The following is a 21,313-nucleotide window of genomic DNA, read 5'->3' as shown; positions in this document are numbered from 1 at the left end:
GTGTTCATAGGGACATTAAATCCATGACAGACCACCCCTTACAGACCACTTTAGGAAACACAAAACCATGACGCTTGATCTGCAAACCACCATCGAATCTGGCTGGGAAAACCGCGCATCCATCACGCCCAAGACTGCTGAGGCGAGCTTACGAGAAGCCGTGGAACACACGATTGACGGCCTCGATCAAGGCACATTGCGCGTAGCACAAAAGCTAGATGGGCAATGGGTGGTTCATCAGTGGATCAAAAAGGCAGTGCTTTTGTCTTTCCGTTTGAATGACAACGAGCCCATGGGGCAGTCGCCGATGCAGTTCTTTGACAAAGTACCGTTAAAGTTTGCAGGATTTGGTGAGACCGCATTCAAAGCGGGCGGATACAGAGTCGTCCCACCGGCGGTGGCTCGCCGTGGCGCTTTCATAGGACACAATGTGGTGCTAATGCCCTCCTATGTCAACATTGGCGCCTATGTTGACGAGGGCACGATGGTCGACACCTGGGCCACCGTTGGTAGCTGTGCGCAGATCGGCAAAAATGTCCATCTTTCTGGCGGCGTTGGAATTGGGGGTGTGCTTGAGCCACTGCAAGCCAATCCAACCATCATCGAAGACAACTGCTTTATTGGTGCACGTTCAGAAGTCGTTGAAGGCGTTATCGTCGAAGAAAACTCAGTGCTTGCCATGGGCGTTTTTCTGTCACAAAGCACACGAATCTACGATCGTGAGACCGGCAAAATTATTTACGGTCGAGTACCAGCTGGCTCAGTCGTGGTGCCCGGCTCCCTGCCCGCCGAGGACGGCAGTCACAGCCTGGCTTGCGCTGTGATTGTTAAAAAAGTCGATGCACAAACTCGCGCCAAAACCAGCATTAACGACCTTTTGAGAGCCTGAACCAAATGGAAACCACCGTCTTGCAGCTTGCCAAGGATTTGATTGCGCGACCTTCGGTCACGCCTGACGATGCAGGCTGCCAGCAAATGATCATTGAACGGCTCGAGCCGCTTGGGTTCGAATGGCAAGTGATGGCTGAAGGTGGCGTCAACAACCTATGGATTCGACGCGGTCAGGCCAGACCTTTGGTGGTGTTTGCCGGTCATACAGATGTTGTCCCAACAGGACCGCTTGAGCGCTGGAATACAGACCCATTTCAGCCAACCGAAACCGACGGCTACCTGTTTGGTCGCGGCGCATCGGACATGAAATCGTCCATTGCAGCGTTCGTGGTGGGCATTGAGGAATTCGTCAGAGCCCATCCTGATCATCCTGGTTCAATCGCGCTGCTGATTACATCGGACGAGGAAGGCCCTGCCATACACGGCACGGTCAAAGTATGCGAACACTTAAAATCAACTGGCGAGACGCCTGATTTTTGTGTGGTTGGCGAGCCCACCTCGGTCAATCATTTGGGCGACACCATAAAAAACGGACGCCGCGGATCGCTGTCAGGCAAGTTAACCGTCAAAGGTAAACAGGGGCATATTGCTTACCCGCACATGGCAATCAACCCGATCCATCGGGCCACACCAGCGATCAACGATCTGATTGCCGAGCTATGGGATCACGGCAACGACTACTTTCCCGCAACTTCGTTTCAGATCTCTAACATTCATGCCGGAACAGGCGCAGGCAACGTCATACCTGGCGATATTGTTATCGACTTCAACTTCCGGTTCTGCACGGAATCAACGCCGCAATCGCTTAAAGACCGTGTAGAGGCAATTTTGCAGCGCCATGAGCTCACCTATGAACTCGATTGGAACTTAAGTGGCTTGCCGTTTCTTACGCCAAGGGGTGAGCTTAGTGATGCGCTTTCAAATGCCATTAAGGCAGCCACTGGCAAGACTCCTGAGCTATCTACCACCGGAGGCACTTCAGACGGACGTTTCATTGCGCAAATATGCCCACAAGTCATTGAGTTTGGGCCCACGAACGCGACCATCCATCAGGTCAACGAAAACATCGAAATCGCTCAGCTTGAACCGTTAAAAGATGTCTATCGACTCACGCTGCAAAACCTGCTCCTAAAAACTTGATGGACACCCGTAATGCCAGACTCCACTGACGTGCTAGTGACCGTTCGAGATTGGCTGCGCTTTGCCGTTAGCCAAATGCACAGACACGAGGTTCATGTCGGTCAGGGCACTCAATCTATCTGGGATGATGCGGTTTTTCTGGTGTTGCGAACCCTTGACTTACCAATTGATCAGCTTGAGCCGTTTCTGGACGCACGTTTGCTGCCAGAAGAATGCGAACAACTCAAACAAAACATAGACCAGCGCTGCCTTGAGCGGATACCTACGGCTTATCTGGTCAATGAAGCCTGGCTATCTGGCTACCGATTCCAGGTCGATCCCCAGGTTTTAATTCCGCGCTCGCCCATTAGTGAGCTCTTGTCAGTGCAACTAGAGCCGTGGCTGGAAGCACCGGAATTGGTCTACCGGATCGCAGACATCTGTACTGGCTCGGGTTGTCTTGCTATTTTGGCTGCGTTGAACTTCCCGCAGGCGCAAGTCGATGCGACTGACGTGAGCGAATCGGCGTTGGAGCTCGCGCAAGCCAATATCGCTGATTACGATCTCGAAGATCGGGTGCAGCTGTTTGAGGGGCACTTGCTAGAGGCCTTGCCAGATGGGCAACGATATGACTTGATTATCTGCAACCCTCCATATGTAAATGCCTCTTCGATGAGTGCCCTGCCCGCTGAGTTTGAGCACGAACCAAGCCTCGCGCTTGCCGGCGGTTCTGACGGCATGGATTTAATCCGCGAGCTGATGGTCGAAGTGGGCAGCAGATTAAACGAAGACGGTATTCTGATTCTCGAGGTTGGCCATGAAGCAGATCATTTTGAGGCTGCATTTCCCGACCTTGAACCATTGTGGCTAGATACTGCTGCGACGCAGAGAAACATTATGCTGTTGCGTGCAGAGCAACTTCAAACGTGATCAAAGGTATCGGTCTATCGGTTCGACGCGGCACCCAATTGCTGCTCGAAGACGCCGACTTCGTTGTTCATCCGGGAGAACGGGTTGGACTCGTGGGTCGCAATGGCAGCGGCAAAAGCACACTATTTGCCCTGATGCGGGGCGAGATGGATGCTGACGCCGGTGCAGTAGAAATACCCGCGGCATGGCGGATCGCATCGGTGGCACAAACCATTGTTGATGGACAGCGCACTGCATGCGAGTATGTGATCGATGGCCATCAGGAACTTCGGGAGCTTGAGCGCCAACGCGAGGCGGCCCAAAATGGTGCGGGTGAAACCATTGCCAATCTCGAACTTGCTTTGGAGCAGGCGGGTGCGTGGCAAGCCAAATCTCGGGCTCAAGCGCTCCTGGCGGGTTTGGGATTCGCGAGCCAAGAGTGGGACAAGCCGGTGAACACATTTTCTGGGGGCTGGCAGATGCGCATTGCATTAGCCAGGGCTCTGATGGCACCGTCCGAACTCTTGCTGCTAGATGAGCCAACCAATCACCTTGATCTCGATGCCATGATCTGGCTTGAACGATGGCTCGCCGGCTATCAAGGCACAGCGATCATCATCTCCCACGATAGTGAATTTCTGGATGCGGTCTGTAACACCATCGTCCATATCGAACAACGCAAACTGACTCGCTACAAGGGCAATTACGAATCTTTTTTATCCCAACGGGCCGAGCGGCTGAGGCAAACCAAAATCGCCTGGGAGCGCCAGACACAAGAGGCGGCACGCTTACAGCGATTTGTCGATCGCTTCAAGGCAAAGGCCTCAAAGGCAAAGCAGGCGCAAAGTCGTGTAAAAGCGCTGGCACGTATGCAGACAATGGCACCACTGCACGCCGAGTCCGCTATTGATATTCGCATTCCGTCCCCAGACGACACACCTGACCGGCTATTGACCCTCAAAGACACCTCAGTGGGCTACAGCGATAGCCATGGAGCACTCACCCCTGTTTTATCAGGCGTCACCGCCCGGCTTGAAGCTGGCGATCGCATCGGCGTGCTTGGTGTCAACGGTGCCGGCAAGTCCACATTGATCAAGCTGATTGCCGGCGAGCTTGAGGCCATCAGCGGCGAGCGACTACCGAGCAAAGCACTGACCGTAGGCTATTTTGCCCAGCACCAAATGGAGATGCTTGACCGTGATGCCAGCGCTTTGCTGCACCTGGTTCGACTTGCACCAACTGCCAACGAACAGACATTGCGTAATTACCTTGCACAATTTGGATTCACAGGCGACCGGGTGAACGAGTCAATCGCACCCTTTTCTGGCGGAGAAAAAGCGCGTCTAGCACTGGCGCTGATTGTTTGGAACAAACCCAATCTTCTGATCCTGGATGAGCCTAGCAACCACCTTGATGTAGAAACCCGTGAGGCATTAACCACCGCACTGGCTGAATACGAAGGATCTCTTTTGCTGGTCTCACACGACCGCCATCTGCTTCGCACCACCGTCGATAAATTCTGGTTAGTCGCCCACGGCACTGTAAAACCCTTTGATGGTGATCTAGATGACTATCGCCAGCAAATCACGAGCTTTAAGCCTAACCGAACGCTGCCGCAGGACGTCTTAACAGAGGACAACCAAAACGCGCCAGATCGTAAACAACAACGCCGTGAACAAGCCCAGGCAAGGCAAGCACTTGCCCAAGCCCGTAAGCCAATTGAAAAGGCCTTAACCGCGCTTGAATCAAAGTTACAAACGGTTAGTAACCGCTTGGCACAAATCGACACTGAACTGTCCTGCGAATCTTTTTATCAAGATACCGATAGCCAAACCCGGCAACGTGTCATGACCGAACACGGCAAGCTCACCCAAGATAAAGAAACACTTGAAATTCAATGCCTAGAGCTCATGGAGCAACTAGAAGCGCTCGAGAAAACCCATTTGCAATGACCAACGCTATCGGGCAATGATCTCAAGCTTAGCCACTCCAAGTGCCAAGGTCTTGGTGCCTACATCCAGGAAATGGATCTGCGCCTGTGCATCCAGACCTAGCCCAGAAAGCCCTAAAATCGTGCCCTCCCCGAAGCGGGGATGTCGAACACCTTGCCCAACTCTAAAGGTCTGCCCACCCACTTCAATACCGCTTGCAACAGCAGATTTGGGACTAGATGCGCGATAACCGCCACCCATACGCGTAGCGACCGCCGAGCCAATCCAGTCGTCAATCGCAGGTTTGGCACTTAATCGTTTGACATGATCTTCAGGGATCTCTTCGATAAAGCGCGATGGCAAACAGTAACGCGTCTGGCCGTGCAACATCCGGCTTTGCGACAAACTGACATAGAGACGCTTTTTGGCACGAGTCATGGCAACGTACATCAGCCGCCGCTCTTCTTCCAGACCACCCGGCTCGTACATACTGTTCTCATGAGGGAACAGACCATCCTCGACACCAGTCAAGAATACGGCATCAAACTCCAGGCCTTTAGCCGCATGGATTGTCATCAATTGCACAGCATCCTGACCAGCCTGTGCTTGGGTATCACCTGACTCCAGTGCGGCATGCGATAAAAACGCTTCAAGCCCAGTCATCGGATCGCTGAGTTCATCCTGTGCACGAACACGCCGTTCTCCGCAGGGCAATCCGGCCAAGTCTTCTTCCAATTCAAACACCTTGGCAGCATTAACTAGCTCATCCAGGTTTTCCAGGCGCTCTGCACCATCACGCTGACTTCTGTAGTGCTCACGCAATCCACTGGTGTCAATCACCTGTTCAACAGCTTCAGACAGAGACAATGTGAGCACTTGATCTCTCAAGGTTTGAATCATGCTGACAAACTGCGCCAGGGAACTGCCCGCTTTGCCAGACACCCTGGCAACAGCCTGAGCCAAGCTGGTCTGATAAGCATTGGCCTGATCGGTTAACGTCTCAATCGATCGCGCGCCGATGCCTCGCGCTGGGAAATTCACCACCCGCAAAAATGCACTGTCTTCATCGATACGACTCACAAGACGCAAATAAGCCAGTGCGTGTTTGATTTCCTGCCGCTCGAAGAATCGCAACCCACCGTAGACACGATACGGCACGCCAGCCGAAAACAGTGCATGCTCAAGCACTCTGGACTGCGCATTGCTGCGATAAAGAATCGCCATGTCCTGGCGGCTCAGGCCGTCGTCATGCAAGGCCCTTATCTCATCCAACACCCATTGCGCCTCCGCATGGTCTGAGGGTTGCTCGCACAGGCGCACCAGCTCACCTTGACCAGCATCGGTCCAAAGCGTCTTGCCTAAGCGGCCCGTGTTATTCGCAATCAAGGCGTTTGCGGCGTCCAGAATATGCCCGTGAGAGCGATAATTTTGTTCCAGGCGAATGACGTTGCCGCGCGCATAGTCACGCTCAAAGTCAGCCATGTTTCCAACGTTGGCTCCCCGGAAAGCGTAGATTGACTGGTCATCATCACCGACGGCGAACAAACAGGTACCATCGCCTGCTAAGAGTTGCAGCCAGGCATATTGCAGTGGATTGGTGTCCTGGAACTCATCCACCAAGATGTGACGAAATCGCTGCTGATAGTGCGTACGCACTGGCTCGTGATTTTGTAACAGTTCGAGCGCGCGCAATAACAACTCCGGAAAATCGACGACACCTTCGCGCTGACACTGTGCTTCATAGAGCTCATAAATATCGCGCATACGTCGACTAAACGGATCATCAACCTGAACCGCAGGCGCACGCAGACCCTCTTCTTTACAACGGTTAATAAAACGCTGCGCGTCACGTGCCGGATACTTGTCCTCATCGATACCGTTAGCCTTCAAAAGGCGTTTGATCAGGGCAAGTTGATCAGTCGTATCCAAAATCTGAAATGTCTGCGGCAAACCTGCATCACGGCTGTGCGCACGCAACATCCGATGGCAAAGCCCGTGAAATGTACCGATCCACATGCCACGCGTATCAATCGGCAACATGGCGCCGACACGCGACTGCATTTCCTTGGAGGCTTTGTTTGTGAAAGTTACTGCCAAAATCGACAGCGGACTTGCCAGACGATTTTGAATCAGCCAGGCGATCCGAGTAGTGAGGACTTTGGTTTTACCGCTACCAGCGCCCGCTAAAACGAGCGCATGACCCTCAGTCAGCGTAACCGCGCGACGCTGAGGGTCATTCAGTTGCTCGACTGTCATGCCGCGTAGCGGCGCAGTCGCAGTGCGAACTCCTGTAGGCTGGAAATGCCACTTTGTTGAGCCCGCTGACACCATGCCTGCAAATCATGCAGCAGTTGTTCACTGCTTGCGCTCGAGCTTTCCCAAAGGCGCATCAGTTCACGGCGCATTTGTACCATTGTCGAAAGCGACTCGGTCTGAGACAAAGCGGCATCAATACGCTCACGTTCAGCCGGTGCCAAGGTCTCATCGCCCCGACCCAACCAGTGCACTGCTGACTTCATGGCCTCCACGTTGACCAGCGAGCCGCCCTTCTGTTTAAGTTTGGCTAGTTCGTCATGGCATGCCTGACGCATGATGCTCGAGTAACGCGCCAAAACCTCATAGCGGTGCGCAATCACGCCCTGCAACGTGCGTTGATCAACGGTTGCTTTTTCAGTCTCAAGCTTGAGTTTGGGCGCTACTTTACGGATCTCTGCCAAACCAAGAAACTTCAGGATTTGCAAATAGCCCCAGCCAATGTCGATTTCAAACCAGCGGCTCGAAAACTTGGCGGATGTACCGTAGGCATGGTGGTTGTTGTGTAACTCTTCGCCGCCAATGATGATGCCGATTGGAAACACGTTGGTGCTCGTGTCCGGTGAGGCGAAATTGCGATACCCCCAGTAGTGACCCAAGCCATTGACTACGCCAGCTGCCCAAAACGGAATCCAAGCCATTTGAACAGCCCAGACCGTCAAGCCGATGGCGCCAAACAGCGCCAAGTCGATACCAAGCATGATCAGTATCCCCAGCGCACTATGCTTGGAGTAAACATGACGTTCCATCCAGTCATCAGGCGTGCCGTAGCCGAACTTTTTCAGTGTCTCGGCATTCTTGGACTCGTCGCGATAGAGCTCAGCACCCCGAAACATCACTTTGCCAATGCCATAGATCATCGGCGAGTGCGGGTCGCCTTCCCGCTCACAACGCGCGTGATGCTTGCGGTGGATGGACACCCACTCCTTGGTCACCATACCGGTCGTCATCCACAACCAAAACCGAAAGAAATGTGCTGCCGCCGGGTGTAGGTCCACACCACGGTGAGCCTGAGATCTATGCAGGTAGATTGTCACAGCAACAATGGTGATGTGCGTCATCACCAGGGTGTAGAGCAAAATCTCCCACCAAGATGCTTGCATGATGCCACCAGCAGCCAAAGAAATTAGTGTGTCCATGTAATTAAATGCCCTGCAAATTAAGACGTAGCTTGAGTTTAGCCCAGAGTGTCACGAGACGAAACGAATCAACGGCAGTTCGTTGATAGATATCAAACTCATTTCCTAACTAATTGAAAAATAACAAGTATTTTACAAATATTCGTAGTTTCCCTACCACAGTTCATCAAATGGTTCCGCATCACTGTGAAGAATCAATGACAGCCCGGCCCTTACCACTGAAAAAACGAAAAAATCACTAAATATTTTTTTGTAAAATGGCTGCAAAAAATCCATCGGTCCCATGCCAGTCAGGCCTTAGCCGCAGCATGCCCTGTCCGTCAACCGCATTGGTTGGACAAATTGGCAGGCATTCAGTTGCATTGACCAGGGCAAATTCCGGGTGTTGCTGCAAAAACTGCTCAATTTGGGCTTCGTTTTCCTGATACAGAAAGCTGCAAGTGGCATACACGAGTCGACCTCCGGGGCGAACACACTTTGCCGCCTGCGTCAGGATGCTGGCCTGCTCCTGACACAGCCGCTGAAGTTGTTCCGGACTTTGGCGCCATTTCAGATCAGGATTGCGCCTAAGCGTGCCTAATCCTGTGCACGGTGCGTCCACCAATACCCGATGTGCCTTGCCAGCCAACCTATTGACCCGATCATCACGCTCGTTGCGGATAACAACAGGGTGAACATTACTCAAGCCGCTGCGTGCAAACCGTGGCTTGGCTCGACCAAGTCTAGCTGCCGATACGTCAAAAGCGTAGAGCCGCCCGGTAGATCGCATCAGTGCGCCGAGCGCCAAGGTCTTGCCCCCGGCTCCAGCGCAAAAATCGATCACCATTTCGCCACGTTTAGGCCCCACCAGATGAGCGAGCAGCTGGCTGCCCTCATCTTGAACCTCGATCACACCATCCGAGAACAGTTTCCAGCGATTAAGGGGTGGATGGCCAGTCAAGCGTATACCGTCTGGTGAGTATGGCGTGGCTTGCGCCGAGAACCTGCTGTCTTGCAGCTGCACCTGAATCTCTTCCAGTACCGCTTGCCGCTCACCTTTCAAGCCATTGACTCGCAGGTCAAGCGGTGCGCCATGCAGCAACGACTCGGCGTAGCTTTCTGGCTCAGGTAATCGCTTGATCTCCTGCTCTATCCAATCTGGCACGCTAAACCGGAGCCCAAATGCCAGGCTATCTGGATCAATTTGTTGGCTGTGAGCTGCCCAAGTCAGTTGCTCAGGCGTCAGTATTGATTGCCGCCCTGCATCGTCAAGACTAGCGTAAAGCCCAAAGACAGCCAGCTTGGCTTGCAGTCCACCCGCAATGCTCTGGGCATCATGCCGGTAACGCCGTAAATGTCTTAAGACATCGAAGACGGCCTGTGCGACTTGGGCCCGATCGCGAGCGCCCATGGCAGGATTGGATCGAAAGTATTTAGACAATAAAACATCCGCGGGCTGATCCCAACTTAGCACCTGCTTGAGCACCTCGGTAACCTGATCCAAACGCCGCGATCCACCGCGCTCATCTGTGCTTGCGCCACGGGCGCGCTCATGGCCTCGCGCTTTCGATCTGCTCGGGGGATTCGCCGCCCTGCGTGCCGACCGTTGCTCAGAGTCGTATTTTTTCATTCACTTACCCACAAGTGACGCTGCGTGATGCCCTCTAGGGTGATCTGCCCGACCTGATTAACTTGCACCAGTCCTTGAGCGAGCCATTGAACAACCCGAGGATAGATTTGATGCTCGAGCTTGAGCACTCGATTGGCAAGAACTTGCGGCGTATCGTTGTCCTTAACTGGGACAGCCGCCTGGGCGATGATGGGTCCGTGATCAAGCTGATCAGTGACAAAGTGGACGGTGCAACCGTGCCAGCCAACACCCGCAGCAATCGCCTGTTCATGCGTTTTAAGCCCCGGAAACGCAGGCAACAGTGAGGGATGGATATTGATCAATCGATGCTTGAACCTAGCAACAAAACCGGGTGTCAGTATGCGCATGAAGCCAGCCAGCAGAACATAATCAGGTCGGTCTGCCTCAATGATTTGCGCCAAATGCTCATCAAACGCCTGCCGATCCGTAAAATCACGATGTGGCACCACCGCCGTTTGTAGACCCTGCTGTTTGGCCCAGGCAATACCAGGCGCATCGGCTTCGTTGGCGATAACACGCACAAATTGTGCCGGCCAACCCTGAGCTCGCGCCTGTTCGATAATTTGTTGCATGTTGCTGCCCCGGCCAGATATCAGGATCACGAATCGGCGGGCATCAGCTTGGCGGTCAGTCATGTGGTTTGCCTAAAACGGCTTGAAATCAGAATAAGTCCAGTGCGAGATTGTAAACTGCGCAACGTGAAACCATTTCCTTTTGCTGCACGCATCATTCGGCACCTGCCCGCTCGGCCACCCGTGGCTGCGAGCGCGCTCACCATTGGCAACCTCGATGGCGTACACCTCGGACACCTGGCGATGCTTGATCGAGTCAGGCAAGCCGCCAAGCGGCGGGAACTGTCGCCATCGGTGTTGACCTTCGCACCGCATCCGCGAGCCTACTTTGCGAAGCTGCAAGGGGTGCCGCACAACGCACCGCTTCAAATCAACGGCCTGCGTGACAAACTCGCGCGCATCGCGAGCGCCGGTATTGAGCAGATAGCACTACTTAGGTTTAACGCCGCGATGGCACAAATGTCGCCAGAACATTTTGTCCGAACACTATTGTTTGACCAGTTGGCGATGCGTTGGCTCATGGTGGGGTCTGACTTTCGGTTCGGTCATCGCCGCGCTGGTGATATTTCCTTGCTGTCTCGCTTGGCAAAAGAGCTGGGTTTCGAGCTAGAGATTCTGTCGGAGGTAGTCGACCAAGACGGACAGCGCATTTCAAGCTCCCAAGTGCGACAAGCGATGCAAGCCGGGGACATGCCACGCGTGGCAACACTGCTGGGCCAACCATGGCGGCTGAGCGGTCGCGTCCTTCACGGCAAAAAGCTCGGGCGCACGCTGGGGTTTCCGACTTTGAACCTGAAAGTCAGCAGCAACACCGCTGCCCGATTCGGGATCTACATCGTTCGGGTACACGGCCTGAACGCCAGGCCATTACCCGGCATCGCCAGCCTTGGTCGGCGCCCGACGGTCGATGATGACCTTGGCGTTTTGCTGGAAACGCACATACTCGATGCCGATATAGACGCCTACGGTAAACTTGTGTCTGTCGAACTGCTGCAACACGTGCGGGACGAGCAGAAATTCCCTGACTTAACTTCCTTAACAGACGCCATGCAAGGCGATCGCCAGCATGCGAAGGATTACTTTGCGCACCATGGACTATAAGACCACGCTGAACCTGACCGATACGCCATTTCCCATGCGCGGCAATCTTCCCAAACGCGAACCCGAATGGGTCGCACAGTGGGAAGAAAAAGGTGTCTACAAAGCCATCCGTCAGGCGAGCGCCGGGCGCCCCAAGTTCATCCTGCACGACGGCCCACCCTACGCCAACGGCTCGATTCATATTGGGCACGCGGTCAACAAGATCCTGAAAGACATCATTGTCAAAAGCCGCAACATGGCTGGCTTTGATGCGCAATACGTGCCAGGCTGGGACTGTCACGGCATGCCGATCGAAATTCAAATCGAGAAACAATTTGGCAAGTCGCTACCGGTAGCAGAAGTCCAGGCAAAGGCGCGGGCCTATGCTCTAGAACAAATCGACAACCAGCGAAAAGATTTCAAACGCTTGGGCGTCCTTGGGCAATGGGATGAACCATACCTCACGATGAATTTCAAGGCTGAGGCCAATGAAATTCGCGTGTTGTCGCGAATACTGCAAAAGGGATATGTGTTCCGTGGCTTAAAGCCGGTCAACTGGTGCTTTGATTGTGGATCAGCACTAGCCGAAGCCGAGGTCGAATACATGGATCGAACCGATCCGGCCATTGACGTGGCGTTTCCGTTTGCGGACAACGATGGCATCGCCAAAGCGTTCGGTGTAAACACAGTCGCCGATGGTGCAATCGTCATCTGGACCACGACGGCCTGGACAGTGCCCTCAAACCAGGCACTGAACATTCATCCGGAGTTTGAATATGCACTTGTTGAACTCGACGAGCCCCGCGCTACCGGGAAACTATTGATTCTGGCCAAAGACCGCGTGCAGGCCTGCCTTGAGGGCTGGGGTCTAAGCGGACAAGTCCTTGCAACAGTGACCGGCGACAAGCTATCGGGCTTGACATTCAGGCATCCTTTGGCTGACATCGATTCAGGCTTTAATCGCGTATCGCCCATCTACCTTGGCGACTATGTCACTCTGGACACGGGAACGGGTGTGGTGCACTCTTCGCCGGCCTACGGGGTCGAAGACTTTATCTCATGCAAAGCGCATGGCATGACAGACGACCAGATTCTCAACCCAGTCATGGGAGACGGCAAGTACGCCTCTTGGCTACCGCTATTTGGAGGACTGTCAATCTGGGATGCCAACGCCAAGATAGTGAAGACCCTTCAGGAGGCCGGCACACTGGTCAAACAACACCCGCATCGGCACAGTTACATGCACTGCTGGCGTCATAAAACACCGGTGATTTACCGCGCGACCAACCAATGGTTTGCAGGCATGGATGTTGAGCCGAAGGATCACGGACCCACATTGCGAACCTCAGCGCTGGCAGCCATCGAACAGACCGCTTTTTACCCGAGCTGGGGCAAGGCCAGATTGCACAACATGATTGCACACCGACCGGACTGGACCTTATCGCGCCAGCGCCAGTGGGGCGTGCCAATGGCATTTTTTGTGCACAAAGAAACCGGTCAATTGCACCCTGATACGCCAGCCCTCCTGGAACAAATTGCGCAGCGCGTTGAGCAACACGGCATTGAAGCCTGGCAAACGCTAGACCCGGCTGAATTGCTTGGCCCGCAAGACGCACAGCTCTATGAAAAAAACCGCGACACCCTTGACGTGTGGTTCGACTCGGGCTCAACACACGCGACGGTGATCGGCGGACCAAACAACCAAGACCATGGATCTCATGGCTCCGAACTTGCATGGCCTGCTGACCTCTATCTTGAAGGGTCGGACCAACACCGTGGATGGTTTCACTCATCACTATTGACTGGCTGCATGTTGTACGGCAGAGCACCCTACAAAGGACTCTTGACACACGGGTTTGTTGTAGACGGCGATGGTCGCAAGATGAGTAAGTCAGTGGGCAACGTCATTGCACCACAGACGGTATCAGATTCGCTTGGCGCGGAAATCCTACGCTTATGGGTGGCCAGTACAGATTACGCAGGCGAGTTGTCCATATCGGATGAGATCCTAAAGCGGGTGGTAGAAAGCTATCGCCGCATCCGTAACACGGTTCGATTTTTGCTCGCCAACCTGTCGGACTTCAGAGAAGCTGACAACCTCGTACCCACCGAAGATCTGATGGAAATCGATCGTTATGCACTCATCATGACTGCCGAGGTTCAGTCCGAAGTGCTGGCTCATTACGAACGATATGAATTTCACCCCTCGATGTCGCGCTTGCAAACATATTGCTCCGAAGATCTAGGAGCTTTCTATCTCGACGTCCTCAAAGACAGGCTCTACACCAGCGCCCCGAACAGCCACGCCAGACGCAGCGCTCAAACGGCCCTATTGCATATCACGCAGGCGTTGCTAAAAATGCTGGCCCCTGTGTTGTCTTTCACAGCAGAAGAAGCTTGGCAAGTATTGCGCGACATTACCTTGGCACCGGTAGATGAGGCATCGAAGGTGACGATATTTGCACAATGCTATTACGCTATCCCGATTGACCAGGACACGTCGCTTTCTGAGAAGTGGCAACGCTTACGAGAGATCCGGGCAGAGGTACTTAAGACACTTGAAGTGTTGCGCACTGACGGCAAGATTGGGGCCTCTCTGCAAGCTGAGGTGGACATCTATGCCAAGGCGCAGGATGTCGAAATCCTCAATAGCATAGGTGATCAATTAAAGTTTTTGACGATTACTTCACGCGCAACGGCACATGAAAGCCAGGATGGATTGCGTATCGAAGCAGCACCCTCGGCGCATTCAAAGTGTGGCCGCTGCTGGCACTATGTCGATGACGTTGGACAAGACTCGAAACACCCTGACATCTGCGCACGCTGTGTCAGCAATCTTGCCCAAGCGACCGGCGGCTAATCGGGTGATGAGGAAATGGCTTGGGTTGGCAGTGGTCTTGATCGTTATCGATCAGGCCACCAAGCTGATCGCAGAAAACACCCTGCGGTTTGGTGAGCGTATCAACCTGTTGCCGGTGTTTGACCTGACTTTAGTCTACAACCGAGGTGCCGCGTTTAGCTTTTTGGCGCAGGGAGATGGCTGGCAACGCTGGTTTTTATCGGGCATTGCGATTGCTGCGATTGTCTTTATCCTTTGGCTCATGAAAACCCAAGCGCAAGACTCTCGCCGAATGATGCTCGCTCTGACGTTGATTCTGGCCGGTGCTGTTGGCAATCTGATCGATCGGTTGTTATACGGTCACGTTGTCGACTTTTTGTTGATCTATTGGCACCCTTGGTATTACCCGGCATTCAATATTGCTGACACAGCCATTACCCTCGGTGCTATTCTGCTTATCTGGGACGAATGGCGGCGCTGGCGAAAATCACGAAGCAACAGCCAATCACAATCTTGACGAGGGCAGGCATGGGTGACTTGCACAACAAGCACATTGTTTTAGGCGTGAGCGGTGGCATTGCCTGCTACAAATCGGCCGAGCTCGTGCGCCGCTTGATGGAACAAGGCGCGACAGTTGACGTGGTCATGACCGAGAGCGCCTGCAAGTTTGTGACCCCGGTGACATTTCAGGCACTATCAGGCCGCCCAGTCTACATAGACCCATGGGACAATCGTGCGCCAAACAACATGGTGCACATTAACTTGTCCCGCAACGCTGACCTAGTTTTAATCGCACCGGCAACAGCCAATATCATCGCCAAACTCGCCAACGGCATGGCCGATGATCTGCTGACCACGCTTTGTTTAGCCAGTACCAAACCACTGTTGATCGCCCCGGCCATGAACCGCGAGATGTGGCAGGCACCGGCCACAGTACGCAATATCGCTCAATTGAAAACAGATGGCATTCAAATTCTGGGGCCCGGTACGGGCGAGCAGGCCTGTGGCGAAACTGGGGACGGGCGCATGCTGGAACCCCACGAACTGGTAGGAGCCGTATGCGCACAGTTTCAAGCAAAGACAATGCAAGGCTTAAAAATCTTGCTGACCGCAGGACCCACTTGTGAGCCAATTGATCCCGTGCGCGTTATAACCAACCGGTCGTCAGGGAAAACGGGCTACGCATTGGCGCAAGCCGCTCATGAGGCCGGCGCCCAGGTCACGCTGATATCGGGCCCGACTAACCTGCCCTGCCCTCATGGTGTCACCAGACTGTCAGTGCAAACCGCACAACAGATGCACTCTGCCGTGATGAAGCACGCCAACGACAGTGATATTTTTATCGGGGTGGCAGCCGTGGCTGACTGGCGTGTAGCCAACGCCTCATCGGAAAAACTAAAAAAAACCGATGGACACCCCCCTCATCTTGAGTTTGTCATGAACCCGGATATTCTCGCAGAGGTGGCTAGCCTGGCCAACGGTCCATGGTGTGTCGGATTTGCTGCTGAGACATCACTAGCGGCCAAAGAACTCCAATCCAAACGCCAACGCAAGGGCGTGCCGATATTGGTCGCCAATCTTGCTCAACAGGTCATGGATACTGACCACACGACCATCCACTTGGTCGATGAAACTGGCATGACCGCGCTGGGAACAGGTCATAAGCTTGACGTGGCGCGTCAACTCATGACGGAAATTGTCAAACGCTACAGACAACATCAGGCATGAACAGCTAAACTTGCCGCGCAACTGACAGACACAAACGACCCCAACTCGAGTTTGACTCCTGATGCAAGCCTACATCGACCAAATCAGTTTATTCATAGAAGCTAACCAGGCCTGGGCAGGGCTTGTGGTGTTTTTATTAACACTTGGCGAGTCGATGATCGTTATCGGCATCATGATACCTGCCACTGCATTGCTGTTGTTTACCGGTGGCTTGGTCGGTGCAGGCACCCTGCCAGTGGCTCCTATTTTGATCTGGGGGATTCTTGGCGCCATTGTGGGCGATGCGGTGTCATTCTGGTTAGGCCGATGGGTCGGACCCACGATTCTTCGTTGGAAACTGCTAAAGCGCCACCGAAGCACTGTTGCTCGTGCGCGCCTGTTTTTTTACCGCTACGGTTTTCTGTCAATTTTCTTCGGGCGATTTCTCGGTCCAATCCGAAGCACGATTCCGACCGTGGCTGGTGTGATGGGGATGGGCCAGTGGCGGTTTCAGTTAGCCAACACCTTATCGGCCATCGTCTGGGTACCCCTGATGCTGCTTCCCGGATTTTTGGCGGCAAAAAGCGTCGAAGCTGCGCAAACGGCAAACAACCTCACGCTCTATATCGGTGGCGGCTTATCGGTCGTGATCGGTATCTGGCTACTTTACATGTTTACTAAAACTCGTGGAGCTGCCAGCCAGCGCCAGCTAAATCGATTGAATCGCCATGGTCATCCAAGGCACGCCAAATCGCAAACAGAGGAGAAGTCGCCTTGAAAACCGTTGACGTCAAGATCCTAGACGCTCGCTTAACAGACAACTTGCCAACGTACGCCACGCCTGGCTCGGCTGGTCTGGATCTAAGAGCTTGCCTTGACAGCGCCATTGATCTTGAGCCTGGTCAAACCGTACTGGTGCCTACTGGTCTGTCAATTCATATCGCTGATCCAGACTATGCCGCCATGATCCTGCCTCGCTCGGGCATGGGCCATAAAAACGGCATCGTTTTAGGCAACCTCGTCGGTCTGATTGACTCCGACTACCAAGGACCATTGATGGTATCCACTTGGAATCGAGGACAGAATGTGTTTCGACTCGAACCCATGGAGCGATTAGCCCAGCTAGTCATTGTTCCAGTTGTGCAGGCTCAGTGGCGCATCGTCGAGGAGTTTGAGTCGCAAAGCGATCGCGGTGCAGGTGGCTTTGGCAGCACAGGTCACAAGTGACCAAACCCGCTCGCCACGACAGTGCGCGGGCACCTGTCAAACCAGAAAAATTGGCCATCAGACAAGTCTGATGGCCAATTTAGCTTGAGCGTGCAGACAATGCTCCCATCGAGCAAACCTACTGCTCGTGGATCAGCTCCTTGGGTGCGTCTTTTTTCTTACCCGAAGGCTCATCCTCGTCAAACTGCAATTGCACCTTATCCTGATCGTCGATATCAAGCGTCACCGATCCACCGTTGACCAGTCGACCAAACAACAACTCATCTGCCAGTGCACGACGCAACATATCCTGAATCAGTCTTTGCATAGGTCTGGCTCCCATCAGAGGATCAAAGCCGTGCAAAGCCAGGTAGTCTCGCAGTTTCTCGGTGAAGGTAGCGTCTACCCGCTTCTCGTGCAGCTGGTCTTCAAGTTGCATCAAGAACTTGTCAACCACGCGCAGAATGATTTCCTTCGATAGCGGCGCAAAATGAACGATGGCGTCTAGCCGGTTACGGAACTCCGGCGAGAAAAGACGTTTGATCTCACCCATCTCATCACCCGTCTCGCGAGTATTGGCGAAGCCAATGGTGGGTTTACTCATGGCTTCAGCACCCGCGTTGGTCGTCATGATCAAGATCACGTTACGGAAGTCAGCTTTGCGACCATTATTGTCAGTCAGCGTGCCGTGATCCATCACCTGAAGCAGGATATTAAAGACATCTGGATGTGCCTTTTCTATTTCGTCCAATAGCAAAACGCAGTGTGGCTGCTTGTTGATGGCTTCAGTCAGCAAACCACCTTGATCGTAGCCGACATAACCCGGCGGCGCACCGATCAGACGTGATACGGTGTGACGCTCCATGTACTCTGACATATCAAAGCGCAAAAGCTCAATACCCAGCGTAAATGCGAGCTGTCGAGCCACCTCTGTCTTGCCAACACCTGTCGGACCAGAAAAAAGAAATGACCCAATCGGCTTTTCCGGTTTACCCAGTCCTGAACGCGCCATTTTGATCGCAGCGGACAGGGCTTCAATGGCCGTATCCTGCCCAAACACCACTGTTTTTAGATCGCGCTCAAGCGTTGCCAATCGACTACGATCATCCGTTGAAACCGACTGTGGCGGTATGCGGGCTATCTTGCAGATAATCGTTTCAATCTCGTGCTTGCCAATGACCTTCTTCTGTTTGGAGCGTGGCAAAAGCTTTTGAGCAGCCCCCGCCTCATCAATCACGTCAATAGCCTTATCGGGCAAATGCCGGTCATTGATATGCCGCGCGGACAACTCGGCCGCAGCAGACAATGCGGCAGCAGAGTATTTAACCCCATGGTGCTCTTCAAACCGCTGTTTCAGGCCCCGTAGAATTTGCACAGTCTGATCAACGCTCGGCTCGACAATATCGACCTTTTGGAATCGGCGAGACAGCGCAGCATCTTTCTCAAAGATGCCTCGAAACTCGTTATAGGTGGTGGCGCCAATGCAGCGCAGCTGCCCGGAAGACAACGCAGGCTTCAGTAAGTTAGATGCATCCAAAGTACCCCCAGAAGCTGAACCTGCACCGATGAGCGTATGAATTTCATCAATGAAAAGGATCGCATTGGGATTGCTCTTTAACTGCTTGAGCACTGCCTTTAGACGCTGTTCGAAGTCTCCGCGATATTTAGTACCCGCAAGCAATGAGCCCATGTCCAAAGCGTAGACTTGCGCATCCTGCAAAATATCGGGCACTTCTTTTTTGGTCACTCGATAGGCAAGGCCTTCAGCAATGGCTGTTTTACCAACGCCGGCCTCGCCCACGAGCAAAGGATTATTCTTGCGCCGGCGACACAGGATTTGAATTACCCGCTCGATTTCCTGATCACGGCCAATCAAAGGATCAATACGCCCGGCCATGGCGGCTGCATTTAAGTCTTGCGCATACTGATCAAGGGCAGACTGACGGGAGTCTGGCGTCTCTTCAGTTTGACCGGCCGCCTCTTTTGCTGTTGCCGGTGTTTCAGGTTGTTGGTTTTTTGTGATGCCATGAGACAAGAAGTTAACGACATCCAGGCGGGAAATGCCCTGCTGCTGCAGGTAGTAGACTGCATGCGAGTCCTTCTCCCCGAAAATGGCGACAAGCACGTTGGCACCAGTGACTGGCTTCTTGGAGGTGCCTCCTGCCGATACATGCATGATCGCGCGCTGGATCACCCGTTGGAATCCGAGTGTGGGCTGAGTATCCACTTCCCCGCCCTCGGGAATGACTGGTGTGTTGTCTGTCACAAACTTGCGCAAGCTCGTGCGCAAGTCATCCAGATCTGCTGTGCACGCCTTCAGAACCTCAATAGCAGCCGCATTGTCAAGTAACGCGAGCAGCAAGTGTTCAACAGTAATAAATTCGTGACGCGCCGAGCGGGCCTCCACAAATGCCATATGCAAACTAACTTCAAGTTCTTGGGAAATCACGTTTCCTCCCCTTGCTGCCAAAGCCAATGCACTAATGACGACAGCTTACTCAATTAAACCCATTCGATGGAACCATTCTACGCACTGACAACAAATTTCACCTAATCCCCCACTGGCTCCATCACACATTGCAGCGGATGTTGTCGACTTCTGGCAAACTGTAAGACCTGGTGAATTCGGGTGGCTGCAACATCTTGTGGATAGATACCGCACACACCTTTGCCCTCATGATGCACTGTCAGCATGATGCGCATCGCCTCTTCCTGTCCTTTACCAAAAATTTTTTGTAGCACATGCACCACAAATTCCATGGGTGTGTAGTCGTCATTCAAAAGAATAACTTGGTACATCGGTGGTGGTTTTACATGCGATGATTGCTTCTCTAATACGAGGGAACCAGAGGAGTCACCTTGGGTAGCCATGGTCGTTATCGGTACTGAAATTGAGGGATTGCCACCAAGTTTATTGCAGCCTGCCATAAGAGAAAACCCGCTAATGTCTTGACGGCAAACATAAATTTGACGCATATTTCGCTCGTGCGGCAACTGATTGTTTCGGTCGCGGCATCCGTGGGGCGACACATAAGTACTCGCCCTTAGATTATTTTTAGGCAATAAGAGGCAGTCGCGATGTCTGATTCGACCAACGCCCCAGACGCTCAGGGCAATCCCACTGCGACCGGCACGGTCAAGTGGTTCAACGATGCCAAGGGCTTCGGCTTTATCACCCCGGACGACGGTGGCGAGGATTTGTTCGCTCACTTCTCATCCATCCAAATGAATGGTTTCAAAACACTCAAAGAAGGCCAGAAAGTCAATTTTGAAATCACTCAGGGACCAAAGGGCAAACAGGCTGTCAATATAACGGCAGCATGATCAGCGCGCGGGAATAACCCCCCGCGCGTTGCTTGTTTTACCCATTCACTCGAAGATGCGTACACGGGCACTCGAGTGCAGGCTTTTCGCACACTCTGCGTTTGTATCACTTTAATTTCTTGAGGCCGAGATGCACTCGTCAGCCGTATCATGCGTTGTCTACAAACTGACTCCTTGGCCAAAACTGCACATGACTGCTTGGATTCTTGTTCTAACGGCAAGTCTCTACCTCGTTTGTCCGCCCGTCCGGGCTCAAACCCCCACCAGTCTGCCAACCGTCGACTTGTATGTTGGTATGCATCGACTGCAGGCCGAACTAGCTGTCGAACCTCGTGACCGTGCCACGGGACTGATGTGGCGTAAGTCCATGCCCGAGAACCGCGCCATGCTGTTTGTGTTTGAAGGTCACGCGTTGCATTGCTTCTGGATGCGCAACACATTCATCCCGCTCTCGATCGCTTTTTTGCGAGATGATGGATCCATCGTCAACATCGCGCAAATGCAACCTTTGCAAGAAACTAGCCATTGTCCGGCAGAGCCAGTGCGCTACGCGTTGGAAGTCAATCAGGGCTGGTTTAAAAAACGCAACATTGTGCCCCCGATGAAGGTGCGCGGGCTACCGAACTGAACTTCTGAACTTTGCACTGAACTCA

18 protein-coding genes are annotated in these 21,313 nt (G+C 53.3%); 12 read left to right on the top strand and 6 right to left on the bottom strand.

Going from position 1 to position 21,313, the window contains the following annotated elements; genetic code table 11:
* Positions 1–67 precede the first annotated feature (67 nt).
* From dapD to DHf2319_RS06815, 4 genes are read left to right on the top strand one after another with little or no spacing between them, the layout of a single operon-like run.
* Positions 68–889 carry a 2,3,4,5-tetrahydropyridine-2,6-dicarboxylate N-succinyltransferase gene (gene dapD, locus DHf2319_RS06830; RefSeq protein ID WP_243477385.1) on the top strand — a complete coding sequence of 274 codons (822 nt, stop codon included), beginning with the start codon at positions 68–70 and terminating at the stop codon, positions 887–889.
* A gap of 5 nt (positions 890–894) precedes the next feature.
* Positions 895–2,031 carry a succinyl-diaminopimelate desuccinylase gene (gene dapE / locus DHf2319_RS06825; protein WP_243477384.1) on the top strand — a complete coding sequence of 379 codons (1,137 nt, stop codon included), beginning with the start codon at positions 895–897 and terminating at the stop codon, positions 2,029–2,031.
* Positions 2,032–2,043: 12 nt separating this feature from the next.
* Positions 2,044–2,940, top strand: coding sequence for a 50S ribosomal protein L3 N(5)-glutamine methyltransferase (gene prmB, locus DHf2319_RS06820; RefSeq protein WP_243477383.1), 897 nt, complete (start codon positions 2,044–2,046; stop codon positions 2,938–2,940).
* Complete coding sequence (locus DHf2319_RS06815; RefSeq protein WP_243477382.1) at positions 2,937–4,871, top strand: ABC-F family ATP-binding cassette domain-containing protein; 1,935 nt, start codon at positions 2,937–2,939, stop codon at positions 4,869–4,871. Before prmB ends, DHf2319_RS06815 begins: the two co-directional genes overlap by 4 nt.
* A 6-nt stretch (positions 4,872–4,877) precedes the next feature.
* On the opposite strand, the gene DHf2319_RS06810 is transcribed toward DHf2319_RS06815, so the two are convergent.
* From DHf2319_RS06810 to purN, 4 genes are all read right to left on the bottom strand, one after another.
* Complete coding sequence (locus DHf2319_RS06810) at positions 4,878–7,106, bottom strand: UvrD-helicase domain-containing protein (protein WP_243477381.1); 2,229 nt, start codon at positions 7,104–7,106, stop codon at positions 4,878–4,880.
* Entirely contained in the window at positions 7,103–8,302 is a 1,200-nt protein-coding gene (locus tag DHf2319_RS06805; protein WP_243477380.1) for a DesA family fatty acid desaturase, read from the bottom strand. Before DHf2319_RS06805 ends, DHf2319_RS06810 begins: the two co-directional genes overlap by 4 nt.
* Before the next feature lie 238 nt (positions 8,303–8,540).
* Complete coding sequence (locus DHf2319_RS06800) at positions 8,541–9,911, bottom strand: RsmB/NOP family class I SAM-dependent RNA methyltransferase (protein ID WP_243477379.1); 1,371 nt, start codon at positions 9,909–9,911, stop codon at positions 8,541–8,543.
* Positions 9,908–10,567, bottom strand: coding sequence for a phosphoribosylglycinamide formyltransferase (gene purN / locus DHf2319_RS06795; RefSeq protein ID WP_243477378.1), 660 nt, complete (start codon positions 10,565–10,567; stop codon positions 9,908–9,910). Before purN ends, DHf2319_RS06800 begins: the two co-directional genes overlap by 4 nt.
* Before the next feature lie 63 nt (positions 10,568–10,630).
* On the opposite strand from purN, the gene DHf2319_RS06790 reads away from it, so the two are divergent.
* The 6 genes from DHf2319_RS06790 (at position 10,631) to dut (ending at position 17,357) form a co-directional block, all read left to right on the top strand.
* Complete coding sequence (locus DHf2319_RS06790) at positions 10,631–11,605, top strand: bifunctional riboflavin kinase/FAD synthetase (protein WP_243477377.1); 975 nt, start codon at positions 10,631–10,633, stop codon at positions 11,603–11,605.
* Positions 11,595–14,444 carry an isoleucine--tRNA ligase gene (gene ileS / locus DHf2319_RS06785; RefSeq protein WP_243480044.1) on the top strand — a complete coding sequence of 950 codons (2,850 nt, stop codon included), beginning with the start codon at positions 11,595–11,597 and terminating at the stop codon, positions 14,442–14,444. The genes DHf2319_RS06790 and ileS overlap by 11 nt, the downstream gene beginning before the upstream one ends.
* Positions 14,422–14,940, top strand: coding sequence for a signal peptidase II (lspA, locus tag DHf2319_RS06780; RefSeq protein WP_369810242.1), 519 nt, complete (start codon positions 14,422–14,424; stop codon positions 14,938–14,940). The genes ileS and lspA overlap by 23 nt, the downstream gene beginning before the upstream one ends.
* 11 nt (positions 14,941–14,951) lie before the next feature.
* Complete coding sequence (gene coaBC / locus DHf2319_RS06775; protein ID WP_243477376.1) at positions 14,952–16,151, top strand: bifunctional phosphopantothenoylcysteine decarboxylase/phosphopantothenate--cysteine ligase CoaBC; 1,200 nt, start codon at positions 14,952–14,954, stop codon at positions 16,149–16,151.
* A 61-nt stretch (positions 16,152–16,212) separates the two neighbouring features.
* A complete protein-coding gene (locus tag DHf2319_RS06770) occupies positions 16,213–16,908 on the top strand; it encodes a DedA family protein (RefSeq protein WP_243477375.1) in 696 nt (231 codons plus the stop codon).
* Positions 16,905–17,357, top strand: coding sequence for a dUTP diphosphatase (dut, locus tag DHf2319_RS06765; RefSeq protein WP_243477374.1), 453 nt, complete (start codon positions 16,905–16,907; stop codon positions 17,355–17,357). Before DHf2319_RS06770 ends, dut begins: the two co-directional genes overlap by 4 nt.
* A gap of 118 nt (positions 17,358–17,475) precedes the next feature.
* Here dut and clpA read toward each other — a convergent pair whose 3' ends face one another.
* Together clpA and clpS are read right to left on the bottom strand one after the other, a co-directional pair.
* A complete protein-coding gene (clpA, locus tag DHf2319_RS06760; RefSeq protein WP_243477373.1) occupies positions 17,476–19,785 on the bottom strand; it encodes an ATP-dependent Clp protease ATP-binding subunit ClpA in 2,310 nt (769 codons plus the stop codon).
* Between the two features lie 101 nt (positions 19,786–19,886).
* The gene (gene clpS / locus DHf2319_RS06755; protein ID WP_243480042.1) at positions 19,887–20,207 is read right to left on the bottom strand and encodes an ATP-dependent Clp protease adapter ClpS; all 321 of its coding nucleotides are present in this window, start codon (positions 20,205–20,207) and stop codon (positions 19,887–19,889) included.
* A 207-nt stretch (positions 20,208–20,414) separates the two neighbouring features.
* Between clpS and cspE the strand changes: the two genes are divergently transcribed.
* Positions 20,415–20,660 carry a transcription antiterminator/RNA stability regulator CspE gene (gene cspE / locus DHf2319_RS06750; RefSeq protein WP_243477372.1) on the top strand — a complete coding sequence of 82 codons (246 nt, stop codon included), beginning with the start codon at positions 20,415–20,417 and terminating at the stop codon, positions 20,658–20,660.
* A gap of 190 nt (positions 20,661–20,850) precedes the next feature.
* Positions 20,851–21,288, top strand: a complete 438-nt coding sequence (locus DHf2319_RS06745) for a DUF192 domain-containing protein (protein WP_243477371.1) — start codon at positions 20,851–20,853, stop codon at positions 21,286–21,288.
* Positions 21,289–21,313: the final 25 nt, after the last annotated feature.

This window comes from Orrella daihaiensis (assembly GCF_022811525.1).
Classification (GTDB): Bacteria; Pseudomonadota; Gammaproteobacteria; order Burkholderiales; family Burkholderiaceae_B; genus Algicoccus; species Algicoccus daihaiensis.
The sequence above is the reverse complement of the archived record's forward strand: the minus strand, read 5'-3'. Positions and strand labels throughout refer to the sequence as shown.